The organism is Agreia sp. Leaf244 (genome assembly GCF_001422695.1).
In the GTDB taxonomy this organism is placed as follows: domain Bacteria; phylum Actinomycetota; class Actinomycetes; order Actinomycetales; family Microbacteriaceae; genus Agreia.
In genome coordinates this window covers 159219-174710 of the sequence record NZ_LMLX01000004.1, presented here as the reverse complement: position 1 = coordinate 174710, position 15492 = coordinate 159219, and the positions used below count along the sequence as shown (strand labels likewise).

The 15492-nt window shown below is 67.9% G+C and carries 16 protein-coding genes and 1 pseudogene; 10 read left to right on the top strand and 7 right to left on the bottom strand.

What is annotated here, in order from left to right; genetic code table 11:
• Nucleotides 1–119 precede the first annotated feature (119 nt).
• The 3 genes from ASF06_RS12830 to ASF06_RS12820 are packed head-to-tail and all read left to right on the top strand — an operon-like array spanning nt 120 to nt 4012.
• Entirely contained in the window at nt 120–2297 is a 2178-nt protein-coding gene (locus ASF06_RS12830) for a glycosyltransferase family 4 protein (RefSeq protein WP_055947700.1), read from the top strand.
• Nucleotides 2294–3589 (top strand): glycosyltransferase, encoded by a 1296-nt coding sequence (locus tag ASF06_RS12825; RefSeq protein WP_055947697.1) that lies wholly within the window; start codon nt 2294–2296, stop codon nt 3587–3589. The genes ASF06_RS12830 and ASF06_RS12825 overlap by 4 nt, the downstream gene beginning before the upstream one ends.
• 24 nt (nt 3590–3613) lie before the next feature.
• On the top strand, nt 3614–4012 hold the full coding sequence (locus ASF06_RS12820) for a phage holin family protein (RefSeq protein WP_055947694.1): 399 nt from the start codon (nt 3614–3616) through the stop codon (nt 4010–4012).
• Nucleotides 4013–4038: 26 nt separating this feature from the next.
• On the opposite strand, the gene ASF06_RS12815 is transcribed toward ASF06_RS12820, so the two are convergent.
• On the bottom strand, nt 4039–5496 hold the full coding sequence (locus ASF06_RS12815) for a hypothetical protein (protein ID WP_055947691.1): 1458 nt from the start codon (nt 5494–5496) through the stop codon (nt 4039–4041).
• A complete protein-coding gene (locus ASF06_RS12810) occupies nt 5493–5765 on the bottom strand; it encodes a hypothetical protein (protein ID WP_055947687.1) in 273 nt (90 codons plus the stop codon). Before ASF06_RS12810 ends, ASF06_RS12815 begins: the two co-directional genes overlap by 4 nt.
• Nucleotides 5766–5876: 111 nt before the next feature.
• On the opposite strand from ASF06_RS12810, the gene ASF06_RS12805 reads away from it, so the two are divergent.
• The 3 genes from ASF06_RS12805 to ASF06_RS12795 are packed head-to-tail and all read left to right on the top strand — an operon-like array spanning nt 5877 to nt 8413.
• Complete coding sequence (locus ASF06_RS12805; protein ID WP_055947680.1) at nt 5877–6413, top strand: low molecular weight protein-tyrosine-phosphatase; 537 nt, start codon at nt 5877–5879, stop codon at nt 6411–6413.
• A gap of 45 nt (nt 6414–6458) precedes the next feature.
• A complete protein-coding gene (purB, locus tag ASF06_RS12800; RefSeq protein WP_055947677.1) occupies nt 6459–7841 on the top strand; it encodes an adenylosuccinate lyase in 1383 nt (460 codons plus the stop codon).
• A 35-nt stretch (nt 7842–7876) separates the two neighbouring features.
• Nucleotides 7877–8413 carry a HEAT repeat domain-containing protein gene (locus tag ASF06_RS12795; RefSeq protein WP_055947674.1) on the top strand — a complete coding sequence of 179 codons (537 nt, stop codon included), beginning with the start codon at nt 7877–7879 and terminating at the stop codon, nt 8411–8413.
• A gap of 490 nt (nt 8414–8903) precedes the next feature.
• Here the strand turns inward: ASF06_RS12795 and ASF06_RS12790 are convergent, their stop codons facing one another.
• Together ASF06_RS12790 and ASF06_RS12785 are read right to left on the bottom strand one after the other, a co-directional pair.
• A complete protein-coding gene (locus tag ASF06_RS12790; protein WP_235497297.1) occupies nt 8904–9149 on the bottom strand; it encodes a hypothetical protein in 246 nt (81 codons plus the stop codon).
• On the bottom strand, nt 9146–9778 hold the full coding sequence (locus ASF06_RS12785; protein WP_055947671.1) for an HdeD family acid-resistance protein: 633 nt from the start codon (nt 9776–9778) through the stop codon (nt 9146–9148). The genes ASF06_RS12790 and ASF06_RS12785 overlap by 4 nt, the downstream gene beginning before the upstream one ends.
• 188 nt (nt 9779–9966) lie before the next feature.
• On the opposite strand from ASF06_RS12785, the gene ASF06_RS12780 reads away from it, so the two are divergent.
• Nucleotides 9967–11208, top strand: a complete 1242-nt coding sequence (locus tag ASF06_RS12780; protein ID WP_055947667.1) for an ice-binding family protein — start codon at nt 9967–9969, stop codon at nt 11206–11208.
• 25 nt (nt 11209–11233) lie between these two features.
• Here ASF06_RS12780 and ASF06_RS12775 read toward each other — a convergent pair whose 3' ends face one another.
• Both ASF06_RS12775 and ASF06_RS12770 read right to left on the bottom strand, forming a co-directional pair.
• Nucleotides 11234–11947 carry an AfsR/SARP family transcriptional regulator gene (locus ASF06_RS12775; protein ID WP_055947664.1) on the bottom strand — a complete coding sequence of 238 codons (714 nt, stop codon included), beginning with the start codon at nt 11945–11947 and terminating at the stop codon, nt 11234–11236.
• Nucleotides 11948–12075: 128 nt separating this feature from the next.
• Nucleotides 12076–13167, bottom strand: a complete 1092-nt coding sequence (locus ASF06_RS12770; protein WP_055947661.1) for a hypothetical protein — start codon at nt 13165–13167, stop codon at nt 12076–12078.
• Between the two features lie 218 nt (nt 13168–13385).
• Between ASF06_RS12770 and ASF06_RS12765 the strand changes: the two genes are divergently transcribed.
• The 3 genes and pseudogenes from ASF06_RS12765 to ASF06_RS12760 all read left to right on the top strand — a co-directional run bounded on the left by ASF06_RS12765 (nt 13386) and on the right by ASF06_RS12760 (nt 14958).
• On the top strand, nt 13386–13730 hold the full coding sequence (locus ASF06_RS12765; protein WP_055947658.1) for a helix-turn-helix transcriptional regulator: 345 nt from the start codon (nt 13386–13388) through the stop codon (nt 13728–13730).
• Nucleotides 13714–14067 (top strand): annotated as a pseudogene (locus ASF06_RS20220) (HipA N-terminal domain-containing protein); the annotation flags it as partial. The gene ASF06_RS12765 and the pseudogene ASF06_RS20220, both read left to right, overlap by 17 nt.
• Before the next feature lie 72 nt (nt 14068–14139).
• Entirely contained in the window at nt 14140–14958 is an 819-nt protein-coding gene (locus ASF06_RS12760) for a HipA domain-containing protein (protein ID WP_235501003.1), read from the top strand.
• A 24-nt stretch (nt 14959–14982) separates the two neighbouring features.
• Here the strand turns inward: ASF06_RS12760 and ASF06_RS12755 are convergent, their stop codons facing one another.
• Nucleotides 14983–15456 carry a hypothetical protein gene (locus ASF06_RS12755; protein ID WP_055932694.1) on the bottom strand — a complete coding sequence of 158 codons (474 nt, stop codon included), beginning with the start codon at nt 15454–15456 and terminating at the stop codon, nt 14983–14985.
• Between the last annotated feature and the right edge of the window lie 36 nt (nt 15457–15492).

Here is a 15492-nt window from a genome sequence, read left to right as displayed (position 1 = left end):
TCAACTCGCGTGTACTCGAAGACGGTGTATCCGAGAACCGCAGCACGATCGGCTCCGAATAGACCCGAGACATCCCCCTGACGAATTCGGATCACCCGCACCATGGAAACACCCCCGCGATGGAACTGACCGCCGCCCTCGACCGTCTTCGTCGAACGCCCTTCCTGCTCGACGTCGTGCGCTCCGCCGACGATCTCGCGCTGGTCGCGTCGCGGGAGGGCGGTCGGCAGGCCGTCGGCATTCTCCGCCGGGCCATCCACGACGACGAGAACCAGCTCGTGGCCATCGCCGCCGTGCATGCGCTCGGTCGGGTCTTCGATGACGAGGCCGACGATGTCCTCTCCGAACTCCTCTCGAACGAGCACGCCTTTCTGCGCGAGCACGCCGCCTGGGCGTTCGGTGGCCGCCTTCCGAGAATGGATGCCGTGTCTCGACTCGTGGGGTGCGTCGTACAGGCGGGCTTCACGGGCATGCTCGCCCAGCGCACGCTGCAGCAGTGGGGTGCCTCGGCACCGGATCACATCGCGCTCGCACTCGAGAGTGCACTCATCTCCGAGTCGGAACCCGGCGCCCGCTCGCGCCTCGTCGAGACCCTCGGACTCGTCTCCGGGCGCGTAGCCGGGCGCGCACTTCGCGAGATCGCCGCGAACGTGGGGGAGCAGCAGGACGCTCGGGTGGCGGCGATCGCCGGCCTCGGCGACCGGCGCGGAGACGAGCGAGCCCTTCGGCTGGTCCGCGAGATCGCGGCCGCAGGCTCCGAGGCGGCCGATTCCCAGGCCACCATCGACGCGGCGAGACTGGCCCTGGTCGATCTCGGTGACGCGCCCGCTGCCATCCGGTTCGGCGACGGGCTGACCGTGGCCCAGCTGTTCCTGCACGCCGACATCGACCGGGGACTGACTCGCGCCGGAGCGGGCGACAACGGGGGAGTGGCCACGTTGCTCGTGCGTCTCGGCGACGCGCTCGCCTCTCTCGACGGCATCGACCGGGTGCTCACCCTGTCGCGGGGCGACGCGGGCGTCGCCGCCGACACTCTGCTCGCCGCCGAGCAGCTCGTGCTCGCGGACCACGAGTTCGTTCCCGTTCCCCTGCTGTCGGAGCCGAGCCCTCAGGCCCGCTCCTGGCACACCAGGGTCGCTGCGGAGCGCGGCATCCGTCGTGCGCTCGTGGCCCTCGGCCCCGTCGACGTGCTGCACCTGCGGATGGCGGATGTGGGCAGCATGGCTGCGTCGAGCGTGGCCCGCGAGCTGGGCATCCCCGTTGTGTTCACCCTGGCCCCCGACCCGCACGGCGTGATCCGCGCCCTCGACGTGGCCGGCGCACTGACCGTCGCGAACTTCGGCGATGTCGACGAGCGCGAGCACTACTGGTTCAGGCACCGGCTCGTGCAGCGTCTCGCGGCTGATGCCGAGCACACCGTTCTGTTCCCCCGCCCTGCGCTGCGCGACGAGCTGCAGGAGCTTCTCGGGATCGACATCGACTCCTCGCCAGAGCAGTACACCGTGGTTCCGGAGGGAATCGACCTCGCCACGATCGACGACGCGATCCTCGACGTGGAGGCCCGCGCGGATGGTGCGGTCATCGACGCGCTCGACGACCTCGACGCGCTGATCTCCGCTCTGCCCGAGCACCGCCGAGGCCTGCCCCTGGCCCTCAGCGTGGGGCGCCTGCACCGGGTGAAGGGCATGGCGACGGTCGTCGAGGCGTGGGCGTCGGATGCGACCCTGCTGGCCACGTGCAACCTCGTGATCGTGGGCGGAGACCTCGCTGCGCCCTCGCCCGACGAGCAGTCCCAGCTCGACGCCATCGACGGCGTTCTGCGCGACCATCCCCGTGCCGCGGAGGGCCTCGTGCTGGCCGGCCACCGCCCCAACGACGTGGTGTCGCGCTGGCTCGCCGCCACGAGACTCGGCTCCGGTGCACTCGTCGGTGCCAACGGCATCTACGTGTGCGGCAGCCTCAAGGAGGAGTTCGGAATCGCCATTCTCGAGGCGCTCGCCGCAGGCCTCGTGGTGGTGACGCCCGACGCGGGAGGTCCGGCGACATACGTCGACGACGGCGTCACGGGTGTTCTGGTCGACACCGGATCGGCCTCGGGCGTTCGACGCGGCATGGCCGACGCCCTGCTGATCGCCGCCCGCGACGAGCCGGAACGCGTCGCCGCCGCCCGGGGAATCGTTCGCGAGCGCTTCACCGTGCAGGCCATGGCGACAGCCCTCGAGCGTGTGTACGCCACGGTCGCCGAGAACCGGCGACTCGATTCGATGACGCTGTCGAGCACGGGCGGAGCCTCGTGACCCTGCTGGTCATCAGCCCGGACTACGCCTCCCATCTGCTTCCCCTCGCGACCCTCGCCACGGCCTGGCGCGACGCGGGCGACGACGTGGTGGTCGCATCCGGACCCGCGACGACGTCGATCGTGCGGTCGTTCGGATTCCGCGGCACCGAGCTGCGGCTGGGCCGTGGCTCGAATCCCGGCACTATTCGGGCCGAGGAGCAGCCGGCGGGCGAGGACGACTCGCTGCGCGGCTTCTTCGACGCCACGCGCCTCGGCATGGTCGAGACCCTCGACTACCAGGCGTCGCAGCGCACGACCGATCTGCTGTGGCGGCCGGTCGAGACCGCGAGCGCCGTGCTGGCCGTGATCGAGAAGGTGAGACCGGATGCGGTCATCGTCGATCACTTGGCCTTCACGGCCCGTCTCGCGCTGCAGGCTGCCGGAGTGGCACACGCCGACGTGGTGCTCGGACATCCCACCGCCCTGCCCATAGCCGACGAGGTATATGGATTTCCCGCGTCGTGGCCGACGGCGTTCAGCCCTGATCGCGAGGGGCTCGACCGCCTGCGCCTGCGCTGCGAGGCCGTGCGCGATCGCTTCACCGGTCAGTGGAACGACGCCTTGGCGGTGCTCGACCCGAGTGCCTCGCCGTCGAACGACGCCTTCGCCGAGCACGGAGACATTCTGCTGTTCAACTACCCCGGGCAGCTTCACGACCCCGCGCGCACCGCGCTGCTCCCCACGCACGCGTTTCTCGGGTCGGCCGTGCGCGACGAGCCTGCCGACCCAGAGGTCGACGCCTGGCTGGCCGGGGGAGGAGCCCCGATCGTCTACGTGAGCTTCGGCAGCTTCCTCTCTGTTCGCGCGGATGTACTCGCCCGGATCGCCAAGGCGCTGAAGGGTCTCGACGTGCGCGTCGCTCTCGCTGTCGGTTCGGCCGACCGGCGTGAACTCGGAGAGCTGCCCGAGTCGTGGCTCGTGCGCGAGTTCCTGCCCCAGGTGACCCTGCTCGAGCATGCGGCCTTGACCGTGACGCACGGGGGGAACAACAGCGTGACCGAGGCCGCGACGGCCGGCGTGCCCATGCTGGTGCTGCCGTTCTCGACCGACCAGTTCGCGGGAGCGGAGGCCATCGAGAGCCAGGGTTACGGGGCCGCTCTCGATCCGAACACCGCATCGGTCGACGCATTCCGTTCGGCGGCGGAGTCGCTCCTGGCAGACACCGAGATAGGCGCTCGCTGCCGACTGCTGAGCGACGAGCTGCGCGCCATGCCAGGCCGCGACAGGGCGCGCGCGGCGCTGTCGGCGTAGCCGTCGAACTGGAATACTGGGCGCATGCGCAGATTTGTCGTCTCTCTTGTGGCCAATGCGATCGCCCTGTGGCTCACCACGCTCATCGTCACAGGCGTGAAGCTCGATCCTTTTCAGGACGACGCCCTCGGCACGATCCTGTCGTACCTTTTCGTGGCCCTGATCTTCGGTGTGGTCAACGGCATTGTCGGCACAGCCGTTCGCATCGTCGCGTTCCCGCTCTACATCCTCACTCTCGGCCTGATCTCGCTCGTGGTCAACGCCCTGCTCCTGCTGCTCGCGGAATGGCTCTCTCAGCTCTTCGGCTTCGGTCTCGTGATCGACAACTTCTGGTGGGCCGTACTCGGCGCCCTTGTACTCGCCATTCTCTCGGCCATCATCGGCTCGATCCTGCGCCCCCTCGCCGGACGCGACAAAGACTGACAGCCGAGCTGCCCGCGCGCGCACCCTCATCGACCCGCCCGCTCGGCGCGATACTCCGTGGCCGTGCCCGCAGCGGAGCCCGAGAGGAACGGCGCCGCACTGTCGATGAACTTCTCGACCCTCGGGTCTTTCGATGCGTCGACCAGGCCGGCCGTCTCGCGGTAGGCGTCGAGGTCGTGTGACGGGAAGGCGTCGCCGTTCGGCATGGGGGCGTCGTCGTAGAGAGTGCGCCGCACAAGCACCCGATCGTCGCCGGATGCAGTGTCGAGCCCGCCCAGTGCGGGAACCAGATCTTCGGTGTGGGCGATGGTGAGAGTGGGAGCCGTCGTCTCGAGTTGGCCGACGGGCGAGCCGAGGGTCACAACACCCTGCACCGAGTAGTCGCCCGACTGCTCGAGCTGCACGGCGAGCAATCCGCCCTGCGAGTAGCCGACCTCGAGAACGGGGTCGCCCGGCCCGATGCCCGCGTCGCGCATCGCCTCGACGGCGGCCCGGTAAGAGGCCCCGTCGCCGGCGCTCATCGATTCGACGTTGCTCGTCATGTCGAAGGCCTCGCCCGCGGGCATGGCGTTCATGTCGACGGTGCCGCCGAGGTAGACGATGTATGACGGATCGCCGTTCTCGGTGGCGTACTTCTCGACCTTGATCTGCGGGCCGCGGGCGCTCGTGTTCGGCATGCGCGACGCCAGTTCGGCGATGCTCGACGGAGCCGTGACCGGTGATGTGCCGACCCTCGTGGTCTGCACCGGCGTCTCGACGAGCGGACTGCGACCACCTCCCGCGGCTCCACCGCCCGCCAGGCCTCTGGCCGCACCCGCGGCACCCGCCGCCCCGAGCACCAGCCCGGCGGCCTCCCTGATTCCGAAGAGCCCGAGGCCGTCGTCGCCGATGACGGCGCCGGCGCCCGGAGGAACACCCAGGAGCCCCGCGATGATGTCGTCGCTCGACGAGAAGAGCAGTCGCACGGCCGCCGCCACCGCGGGATTGTTGGCGAGCTGCGGATTCTCGCGCATCCACTCGGCGGCATCGACCGGGCTGCGCGCTGCGCCGGGCCTCGCCGCCAGCCCGACGAGCACACCGGACCCCGCGGCGAGGAAGGGCGCACCCGCGAGGAGGAGTAAGGGAGCGAGGTGCCCGAACACATTGCCGAGCAGACCCGTGGTGACGCGGATGCCATCGATCATGGCGTTCTCGACCAGGCCGTAGGCCTCGGCCGCCAGGCGCAGCGACACATCGAGTTCGCCCGCCTCGCGAGACGCTCGATCGAGGTCGTCTGCGGCCTGGAGCACCAGCGCGGGCAGGGACGGCGCCTGCGCGGCGACGTGCGGATCGATGCACAGCTCGAGCCCTCTCAGCCGCGCCGCGGCGGCCAGCGACTCGCTCTCGACGAAGCGCAGCCGGAACGCCGTGTTCGACATCTCGTCTGTCGACACCGCGAAGCTGCCTCCGCCCGACACGACGAGTTCGTCGTCGTCGGCCGTCACGGAGTCGCACCCATCGAGACGATAGCCCCGGCGATCAGTGCAGAGATCTCATCGAGGCTCGCCGACACCCGGCGAACATCGGCCGCGACCCGATCGCATCTCGCATCGAACGACTGGCGGGCCAGGCCCTGCCACCCGGGAGCATCGTCGCGCGCGACCGTGGGCAGCAGTTCTGTGCAGAGCTGCACGCTGAGCCTCTGCACGGCCGCCCGGTCGTGCTCGAGCGACGATCTGACGTGGAGGAGGAGGGCATCGGGATGATCTGTCACCGCACCAGTGTCGCCATCCGGCCCCGCGCAGCGGGGCGCCGGGGCGCGATCGGGGGAGAGGTGTGGAGACCCGCTGATGTGGAGGAGGGGAAACTGCACCAAGATAGAAGCATGCCCCTGGATGAGACCGAGATTCCCGCTGGAATCTTTCGAGTCTGCATGGTCTGCACGGGCAACATCTGCCGCTCGCCCATGGCCGAGATCGTGCTGCGCGACCTCGTGCAGAAGGCCGGCCTCAGCCATCGCGTCTCGGTGACCAGCGCCGGAACGGGCGACTGGCACGTCGGCGAGCAGGCCGACCCGAGAACGATCGACGCCCTCGCGGATCGCGGTTACGACGCATCCCTACACCGGGCCAAGCAGTTCGACTCGTCGTCGTTCGACGAGCTCGACCTGATCGTCGCGCTCGACCGCACGCACGAGCGGGCCATCCGATCGTGGGCGACGAGCGACTCCGACCGATCGAAGATCAGGCTGCTCACGAGCTTCGATACCGACCCGAACCGCCAGCTCGACGTGCCCGACCCGTATTACGCCGACGCAGCCACCTTCGCCGCCGTGCTCGCCACCATCGAGCGGGCCTGCGCATCTCTGTTCGCGCAACTGGAGCCGGCGTTTCGAGCTCCTCACGCATCCACCCCCGCCTGACCGCCGCGGCCCGACGGCCGCCCAGCACTGGAGTTACCCCGCATCATGAGCGCCCTTTCCCCCCAGCCCCTCAGTCCGCTCGACGGCCGCTACGCATCCGCCGTCTCAGAACTGGGCGAGTTCCTCTCGGAGGCGGGCCTCAACCGCGCTCGCATCCAGGTCGAGGTCGAGTGGCTGATCTACCTCACCGACCACTCGCTGTTCGGATCGACGCCGATCGAGCTCGAGAAGCAGCGCCAGCTGCGCCAGCTCGCCCCGAACTTCGGAGACGACGAGGTGGCCGAGCTCGGCGCCCTCGAGTCGACCACCAAGCACGACGTGAAGGCCGTGGAGTATTACGTGCGCCGCCGCCTCGACGAGCTCGGACTCACCGGGATCGCCGAGCTCACGCACTTCGCGGCCACGAGCGAGGACATCAACAACCTCAGCTACGCGCTCGTCATCCGCGATGCCGTGACCGAGGTCTGGCTGCCGGCGTTCCGCGCGGTGATCGACGAGCTCCGCAGCCAGGCCGTGCAGTACCGCGACGACGCCATGCTCGCCCGCACCCACGGACAGCCCGCCACCCCCACCACCATGGGCAAGGAGCTGGCGGTCACCGTCTACCGCCTCGAGCGCATCCGCAAGCAGGTCGAGGCCGCCGAGTACCTCGGCAAGTTCTCGGGCGCCACAGGAACGTTCGCGGCCCATCTCTCGGCCGAGGCCGACCTGGATTGGCAGGCCGTTTCGCGCGAGTTCGTGACCTCGCTCGGCCTCACCTGGAACCCCCTCACCACCCAGATCGAGTCGCACGACTGGCAGGCAGAGCTCTACTCGCAGGTCGCGCACGGCAACCGCATTCTGCACAACCTCTGCACCGATGTGTGGACCTACATCTCGCTGGGCTACTTCACCCAGATCCCGGTGGCCGGCGCGACCGGTTCGTCGACGATGCCGCACAAGATCAACCCGATCAAGTTCGAGAACGCCGAGGCCAACCTCGAGCTCTCGAGCGCGCTTCTCGACTCGCTGGCCCAGACCCTCGTCACCAGCCGTCTGCAGCGCGACCTCACCGACTCCACGACGCAGCGCAACGTGGGCGTGGCCCTCGGCCACTCGCTGCTCGCCCTGTCGAACATCACGTCGGGCCTCGGCCAGATCTCGCTCAACCGCGAGCTGCTCGCCGCAGACCTCGACACCAACTGGGAGGTGCTGGCGGAGGCCATCCAGACCGTCGTCCGCGCCGAGATCACGGCGGGCCGCTCGTCGATCACCGACCCCTACGCGCTGCTCAAAGAGCTCACCCGCGGCAAGCGCATCGGCGCGAGCGACCTGGCCGCGTTCGTCGACGGCCTCGACATCGGCGATGCGGCGAAGCAGCGGCTGCTCGCACTGACCCCGCACAGCTATGTCGGCATCTCGTCGGCGCTGGTCGAGCACATCCTCTGAGCGCTCTCGGGAGCTCACGGTAGCCTTGGTGTCTTATGGCACACGACAGCGAGACCCCGTCCCACCACACCGCGTCGCTCGAAGAGCGCATCCAGGCCGCTGTCGAGCGTGAGGGCGAGACCTCCGTGGTGCTCCGCGCGCGGTCGCTGCTCGAGGGCGGCTACGAGGGCGAGGACTTCCTGCGCGTCGTCGGGGGCCCGCACGCCGACGGCATCCTGGCCGGCGCCCCCTCGCTGTACTGGCCGGAGCTGTGGGGTGCCCGCGCGCTGAACTACGTGTGGTCGGATGCCGCGGCGCCGGCCGTGATCGCCGGCCTCGGCAACCAGGCATGGCGGGTTCGCGAGATGTGCGCCAAGGTGGCTGCCCTGCGGTCGATCGCGGCCCCCGAGGCCCTCACCGCCTTGACGAAAGACGACCACGCGCGAGTCCGCGCAGCAGCGGCCCGAGCACTCGCGGCCACGGGCGACGCCACGACCCAGGACACCCTGGAGGCTCTTCTGCGCGACCCCGACAAAGAGGTGCGCCGAACCGCCCAGCAGTCCCTCAAGACCCTGAAAGACGCCCTCTCCTAGGCCCAGCAGGCTCCCTTCGACAAGCTCAGGGAACGAAGCCGCTGAGCGAAGCGAAGCCGGACTCCTCGATCAGAGAAAGCCGTGTGGCGCAGTCCTGCCCATCCGGGTCTCCGTGATGGGCACTATGACGCCACTCGATCGCCACTCGTCGTTTGGATGGCGCCGTCAGGCCCATCCGATGCGTCGGAATGGGCACGACGGCGCGACGCAAACGAGATCTCCTCCTGTTCAGCCGCGGGCTCGTGGTTTCGATACGCTCGTTCCTCGCTACTCCACCAACGAAGCCGGTGAGCGAAGCGAAGCCGGTGAGCGAAGCGAACTCGGCGAAGAAGCGGACTCGGCGCGGGGAGGGGTGTGCGTTTTCTTGCGAGTTATGGCTGCGGCTGATGACCCGGAGCAGCGCGAGGAACGAGCGCCGCGGAGCGGTCGTCAGCCGCAGTCATTGTCTGAGCTGAAAACGCACACCCCGAGCCGCGCCCGCAGGAAACCCCTAATGCCCAGAAGGCGGAAGATCGTCGTCGAGCTCCGTCTGCTCCGACTTATTCGGCTTGAACGTCAACACCATCATCGCGATCACCACGAGCACGACGATGAACGCCACCCCGAAGAAGATCACCGCGAGCAGCGGATTACGCGTGGCGAGCAGCACGGTGAGCCCCACGAAGAGGGCCATCACGGCCGACAGGACGATGAGTTCGACGGGCTTGAAGACGTCGCGCTTGGATGGCTGGGTCACGGGTTCTGCACCTCGAGAGTCACGGAGTCCTTTGCTGTGGGGGCGCTCGGCTGGGTGCCCCAGCGGAGCGACAGCCCCGCGATTACGAGATAGATGCCGAGCACGGCACCGTACGCGCCGAAGAGTCCCACGGCAACCAGGTCGGTGAGGGGGAGGAGAAGGAAGGCGAGCGCGAGGATCGCGGTGAGGCCCCCCATGGCGATCCAGTCTTTAGCGGGCGCCTCGCCGCGCGAGCGCAGTCCCGTGACGAGCTCCAGAATGGCCGTGATGGCCGCCCAGACGCTCACGAGATACAGCAGGAAGGCCAGCCCGAAGCCCTGTAGCGACAGTGCCAGCACACCCGCGATGATGCTGGTGGCTGCCTGGGCCAGCAGCAACGCACGGCCCGTACCGGCGGGCAGGGCGCGAAGGGTCAGGATGCCCGTGAGCAGGCCGGATGCGAGGGCGAACGCCCCGAACACCAGCAGGCCGACGACACTCGAATGGTTCGGCGTGAAGGCGACGACGAGGGCCACGACGATCGCCGGGATCGCCCGGGCGACGGGCACGCCCCAGTAGGGCGATTGCGCCTGCGGGCGGGTGGGCTGGGTGGTCACCGCGCGGCCTGCTTTCGAGTTCGAGAACGCCATCAGTTTACCGTGGCGAATGCTGGGGGTTCTCCGGCGCGCGATTGCTTGTCCCTACACCCTGTCGAACCTTTTGTCATCACTATGGTTCGAGGTCGTCACGTGTGATCTACTCATCAGTGAGGATGATGCGACAATTCGTCACATCGAAGCAATGTTGCTTCACTCGTCGTCGACCTTGGGGGTCACGCATGCCGAGCTCGTATCTCTACCGTCGTATCTCCGTTGCAGGTCTCACGGGTCTGGCACTCGGCTCCGCACTGGTGCTCGGTTTCTCCAGCACCGCGCAGGCCGCAATCGTGCTCGACGGCCCGCTCAACCTGAGGACCGCTGCCGGCTACGCGGTTCTCGCGGGTTCCACCGTGACGAACACCGGGCCGACCGTGGTCACGGGCGACGTGGGACTCTCGCCGGGCACAGAGATCACAGGATTCGAAGGAGCGCCCGCGGGTTCCTTCGTTGTCGGCACGGGATCCGCTCGCACCGATCCCGATGTCGATCAGGCCAAAATCGATCTCGACCAGGCCTTCGGTGTCGCGAAGAGCCTCACGCCTCAGGCGAAGGGACTCTCTCAACTCGCCGGCAAGACGCTGAAACCAGGGGTCTACTCGGGCGGAGCCCTCGACCTCTCGTCGGGCGACACCCTCACCCTCGACGGCGGCGCGGCATCCGTGTGGGTCTTCCAGGCGGCGAGCACCCTGGTCACAGGATCGGGAAGCCGTATCGAACTCATCAACGGGGCCAGCATCTGCAACGTCTTCTGGCAGGTCGGTTCGTCGGCCACTCTGGGAAGCGGCTCGACCTTCGTCGGCACGATCATGGCGCAGGAATCGATCAGCGTGGGCAACGCCGCAGTCGTTCAGGGCAGACTTCTCGCCAGCACCTCGGCGGTCACGCTGATCAACGACACCATCGTGCGCCCGTCGGACTGCACGACGGGTTCTGGCGAAACGACCGAGACGACGACACCGGAGATCACCACGGACTCGCTCGACGACGCGACCGTGGGAACTCCCTACGAAGACACCGTCGCCACCGAGGGCACGCCGACCGCGACCGTCACGGTCACCGAGGGCGAGCTGCCCGCGGGCCTGGTCATCTCTGAGAACGGCACCATCACGGGAACACCGACCACACCCGGCACCTCGACGTTCACCGTCACGGCGAGCAACGGCGATACGGGCGACGTCACCGCGACCTACACGATCGTCACCGCGGCGGCCCCCGTCGTGCCGACACCGCCTGTCGTCGAGACGCCGAGCGGACCAGGACAGACCGGATCAGGTCAGGGTGGCTCAGGACAGAGCGGCTCAGGACAGGGCGGATCGCTCGCAGCGACCGGCTTCGAGACCGGCGGCCTGATCGCCGGAGCCCTGGCGCTGCTGGCTGTCGGCTTCGCTCTGCGCATCCGACCCGCTCGACGTCGGTCGTAGCCCGCTGCGTCGCACTCTTCCGTGACTACCTGCGGAAGGGTGCGACGAGGTCGCTGAGGATCGCCGTGGGCTCGAGCCCGAGCTCGCGCTCGAGCAGCGCCTTGTAGATGTCGTAGTCGCGCAACGCCTCAGACTGATTCCCTTCGGCGAGGTGCACCCTGATGAGGCTGACGATGGCGCTCTGCCTCAGGGGCTCGACCCGCATCGCGGCCCGAGCGGCCCAGGCGGCGGCCCGCAGGTTGCCCTCCGTGATCAGCATCTCGGCCTGAGCCTCCAGGGCGTGCAGGCGCAGCTGCCGCCAGTCCTCGACCTCGGAGAGCACCCACTCGTCGTACCAGTCGGGGAGGATGCGAGACGCGAAGGCCTCGATCGCCCAGGTGCTCAGGTCATCGGGCGTGGATGCCGCGCCCGGCTGCAGTAGGCGCCTCGCCGATTCGCGGGCGACGTTGAGATCGACCGCGACGCCGGGCGCCAGGCTCAATCCGGCGGGAGTCATCGTGATGGCCGGCTTGATGGCGTCTTCGAGTCTGGTGAGCGCCGACCGAAGGCTGTCGCTGGCCCGCCGCTCCGTGACATCCGGCCACATCTCCCCCGAGATGGCCAGACGGGCGCCCCGCGGTCTGAGCGCGAGAAAAGCGAGAAGCCGTTTGGTGCCGACCGAGAGACCGAGGATCTCCTCTCCACCGTTGCGGACCGTGAGGGGCCCGAGCACGCTGATCTCGATCATGTCGCCGCCCACGCCGAAATCCTCCGCGTCGGAACGACCGGAGAACTCGGGTTGAGCAGAGGCAACATGTGATGGATTCGCTCCTAGAATCACATGTTCCCATACGCGGGTGCGCCCAGCTAGGGGCGCACCCGACGTGTTCAGTTCTTCACTGTGTGCCGGCGACGCGCGAATGCTGCGACAACGAGTCCGAGAAGCAGAACCGAGGCGCCGCCGAGCAGCATGTTCTCGACCGGCATGCCGGTGTTCGCCAGCGTTCCAGCCGTCGATCCGGTCGCCGTGCCCGAACCGCCTGATCCTCCGGGGTTTCCGGGTGTGCCGGGTGTGCCGGGACCGCCGGGAGTGCCAGGAGTGCCTGACCCCGGAGGCGTCGTTCCTTCATCGGTGCCACCACCGGTGCCACCACCGGTCTCGCCGCCGGTGCCACCACCGGTCTCACCGCCGGTCTCGCCGCCGGTCTCGCCACCGTCGCCCTCGCCCTCGCCTTCGCCGTCATCCGGCCCCGCGACGATGTTCGTGGTGAACTCGACGGAGCAGGTCACGTAGGCGCCGCCGCCGTTGCCCGAGCCGTTGCACTGGTTGACGGTGGTGGGGATGACGGATGCGGTGGAGCCGCCCTCGACAGTGCAGGTCACCCGGAGAATTCCGCCTCCGTTGTTGCCCGAGCCGTTGCACTGCACGACTGTCGCCGTCGACGGATCGGTGCTGTCATAGGAGTCGCAGTTGAGGCTGGTGGCGTCTGCGCCGCCGGCTCCCGATCCCTGGCACTGATTGATGGTCACGGTCTGCGGCGTCGCGGTACCGACGATGTTGTTGATCACCTCGACCGAGCAGATCACGGTGCTTCCCGTTCCGTTGCCCGAACCGTTGCACTGGTCCACTGAGAGAACGACGTCGTTCGTGTTGAGCGTCTGAGGCAGCTCGCAGACCGGTTCCGCGTTGGCGAAGCCGTGGCATTCGGTGACGACTGTCGAGCTGCTCTTCACGCCGGTTGCGACATTCACCGTGTTGGTGACCACCACGGTGCACTCGACGGCCTCATTGGTGCTGTTGTCGGTGCCGTTGCACTGGGAGACGGGGAGCGGAGCGGCCGACGCGCTGCTCGCGCCGAGAAGCGGAAGGCACGCGACCGCGGCGACGGCCAGCAGGGTTGCGGCGATGAACAGACGGCGGTGCGCGGCTCCGAGGCCGAAGAATTGTCGCGATGTCGCGAGCGTGTGAGGCTTCCCCATGATGTGACTCCCTAGTTGTAGCTCGAGTCTCGCTCAGGGGTCATGACCAAACCGTGACGGCCTCGTGACCCGGCACGTACGCACGCGTGACACGGCCGTGACGCCGCGATGACGCAGGAGTGACGCCGCGATGAGTCCTTTCGTAGAGACATATTGCTTCGCGCGGCGTATGGGTAATAGTCGACACTTAAATGCATGTTGGGGGTAAAGTATTACCCATGGGACGTCGAGAGCTTGGCCTTACCCGTTCTGCTGAGGATGCGCTCGTCGTCCTCGGGCAGCAGATTCGAATGGCACGCGCCGCGCGAGGGATGACCGCCGAGCATCTCGCTGGCACAGCAGGCATCGCCCGGAAGACCTTGACCGCCATAGAGCACGGAAGCGCCGCAAGCAGCATAGGTAACGTGTTCAACGTGGCATCGATCGTCGGTGTGCCCCTGTTCGGAGTCGACGACCCTAGTGAACTCATCGCGCTCCGCCGACGAGGCGAGGAACGCCTCGCCCTGCTGCCCGCACGCGTCGACACGAAGCGGAAGGACACCGACGATGGCCTCGACTTCTGACATCTATGTGTGGGCATGGCTCCCCGGGGCGGCCACGCCGGTGCCAGCTGGCCGTCTTCGAGAGGGGGCACCTGGACAGTTCTCTTACGACTATGGGCGACGGTACCTCGAGCGCGGCGATGCCATCTCCTTGGCGCCGACACTCCCCCTGTCCGAACGAACGTTTGGGCCGACCGGATCATTGGGGCTGCCTGGCGCTCTGCGCGACGCATCACCAGATGCATGGGGGAGGCGCGTCGTTCACTACCAGGTCACTGGTGACCGAGGGGACGACGCAGACACGGGCGACCTCGACGAACGCACATATCTCCTGAACTCCGGCTCCAACCGCTTCGGCGCCATCGACTTCCAGACGTCGGTCACGGACTACGTACCGCGTGCTACAACGCCCGCCCCGGTGGAAACCCTCTTGAACGCCGCAGACATCGTTGAAGCCGGAGGCGATCTGCCGTTCGAACTCGAGCGAGCCCTCCTGAGTGGAACAGCGATGGGTGGAGCTCGACCCAAGTCCGTCATCCACGACTCCGGGCGTGAGTACATCGCGAAGTTCACCGCGTCCAATGACCACTTCCCTGTGGTCGGGGCAGAGGCGGCGAGCATGTTTCTCGCCCAGAAGGCGGGGCTCGACGTCGCTCGAACTCGCGTCGAGAGCGTCCTCGGTCGGAGCGTCCTCTTGGTCGAGCGATTCGATCGAACAGACGACGGCGGCCGCATCCTTGCGACGAGCGCTCTGACTCTGACCGGTTTGGACGAGTTGCAGGCACGCAGCGGCAGCTACGTCGATTTTCTGGATGCTCTTCGCAGCAACGGCGCGCCCGAGGGCACGGCCTCCGAGCTCTTCGCGCGCATTGCATTCAACATGGCGATCTCCAACTCCGACGACCACCTTCGCAATCACGCGGCGCTCTGGGACGGAACCGTCGCGACACTCAGCCCCGCCTACGACCTCTCACCTATGCGGCGTAGCGGCGAGACCGCCTCGCAGGCCATCACGTACGACAGGAACGGCACGAGGCGCAACAACTTCTCCGATCTCATCGCTGCCCGCCGCTTCTATGACCTGACACGAGGCGAAGCCGACACGATCGTCAGCCGAGTCGAAGACGCTATTCGCGAACACTGGGTTGAGGCTGCGGACTTCGGAATGCTGACCAGTGCCGACAGGCGCCTGCTGTGGGGTCGGCAGTTCCTCAATCCCGGAACCCTCTACGGTTTCCGCGATCGCTGAGGTTCGACCGCGCACAGAAGCAACTCAGGCGAGCGTCGCGCTGGCCTGGATGGCGCGGATCTCCGGCCAGACCTGCATCGCCTGCGCGGCCGTGGCGGTGCCGGTGACCTCGACCAGGTCGAGCGTGGGGCCGTTCGACACGAGGGCGAGTCGCACGGCCTGAACGAGGGTGCCCACGCGCGCATCCGGATAGCTGAACTCGATGCGGAAGCCCGCCCGGCCCAGCACCTCGGGCCGATCCCGACCCAGTTCGACGACACCCGCGATCGACGACACCTTCTCGACGACCGCTTCGATAGCCGTGCCGAGCGTGTAGCCCGAGCCGAAGCGCGAGATCGACACGACGACGTTCGGTCGGAACTCGCCCTGCTCGACCTCTTTCGCCGCGGCCAGTACGGCGGCGGTCGTCGAGAGCACATGCCAGTCGTCGGGCACATCGAGAGACACGATGGGCAGTGCCGGGGCATCCGAACTGGGGAATGTGAGCGTGCGCGACATCGAGCCTGCAGACCTTTCTTGAGGGGAGAAACACCA

Excerpts from the sequence above, each read along its gene's own strand:
- ASF06_RS12820 (WP_055947694.1), top strand. The coding sequence starts at position 3,614 with ATGCGCAGATTTGTCGTCTCTCTTGTGGCCAATGCGATCGCCCTGTGG.
- purB (WP_055947677.1), top strand. The coding sequence starts at position 6,459 with ATGAGCGCCCTTTCCCCCCAGCCCCTCAGTCCGCTCGACGGCCGCTAC.
- ASF06_RS12780 (WP_055947667.1), top strand. The coding sequence starts at position 9,967 with ATGCCGAGCTCGTATCTCTACCGTCGTATCTCCGTTGCAGGTCTCACG.
- ASF06_RS12765 (WP_055947658.1), top strand. The coding sequence starts at position 13,386 with ATGGGACGTCGAGAGCTTGGCCTTACCCGTTCTGCTGAGGATGCGCTC.
- ASF06_RS12795 (WP_055947674.1), top strand. The coding sequence starts at position 7,877 with ATGGCACACGACAGCGAGACCCCGTCCCACCACACCGCGTCGCTCGAA.
- ASF06_RS12755 (WP_055932694.1), bottom strand. The coding sequence starts at position 15,456 with ATGTCGCGCACGCTCACATTCCCCAGTTCGGATGCCCCGGCACTGCCC.
- ASF06_RS12805 (WP_055947680.1), top strand. The coding sequence starts at position 5,877 with ATGCCCCTGGATGAGACCGAGATTCCCGCTGGAATCTTTCGAGTCTGC.
- ASF06_RS12770 (WP_055947661.1), bottom strand. The coding sequence starts at position 13,167 with ATGGGGAAGCCTCACACGCTCGCGACATCGCGACAATTCTTCGGCCTC.
- ASF06_RS12830 (WP_055947700.1), top strand. The coding sequence starts at position 120 with ATGGAACTGACCGCCGCCCTCGACCGTCTTCGTCGAACGCCCTTCCTG.
- ASF06_RS12785 (WP_055947671.1), bottom strand. The coding sequence starts at position 9,778 with ATGGCGTTCTCGAACTCGAAAGCAGGCCGCGCGGTGACCACCCAGCCC.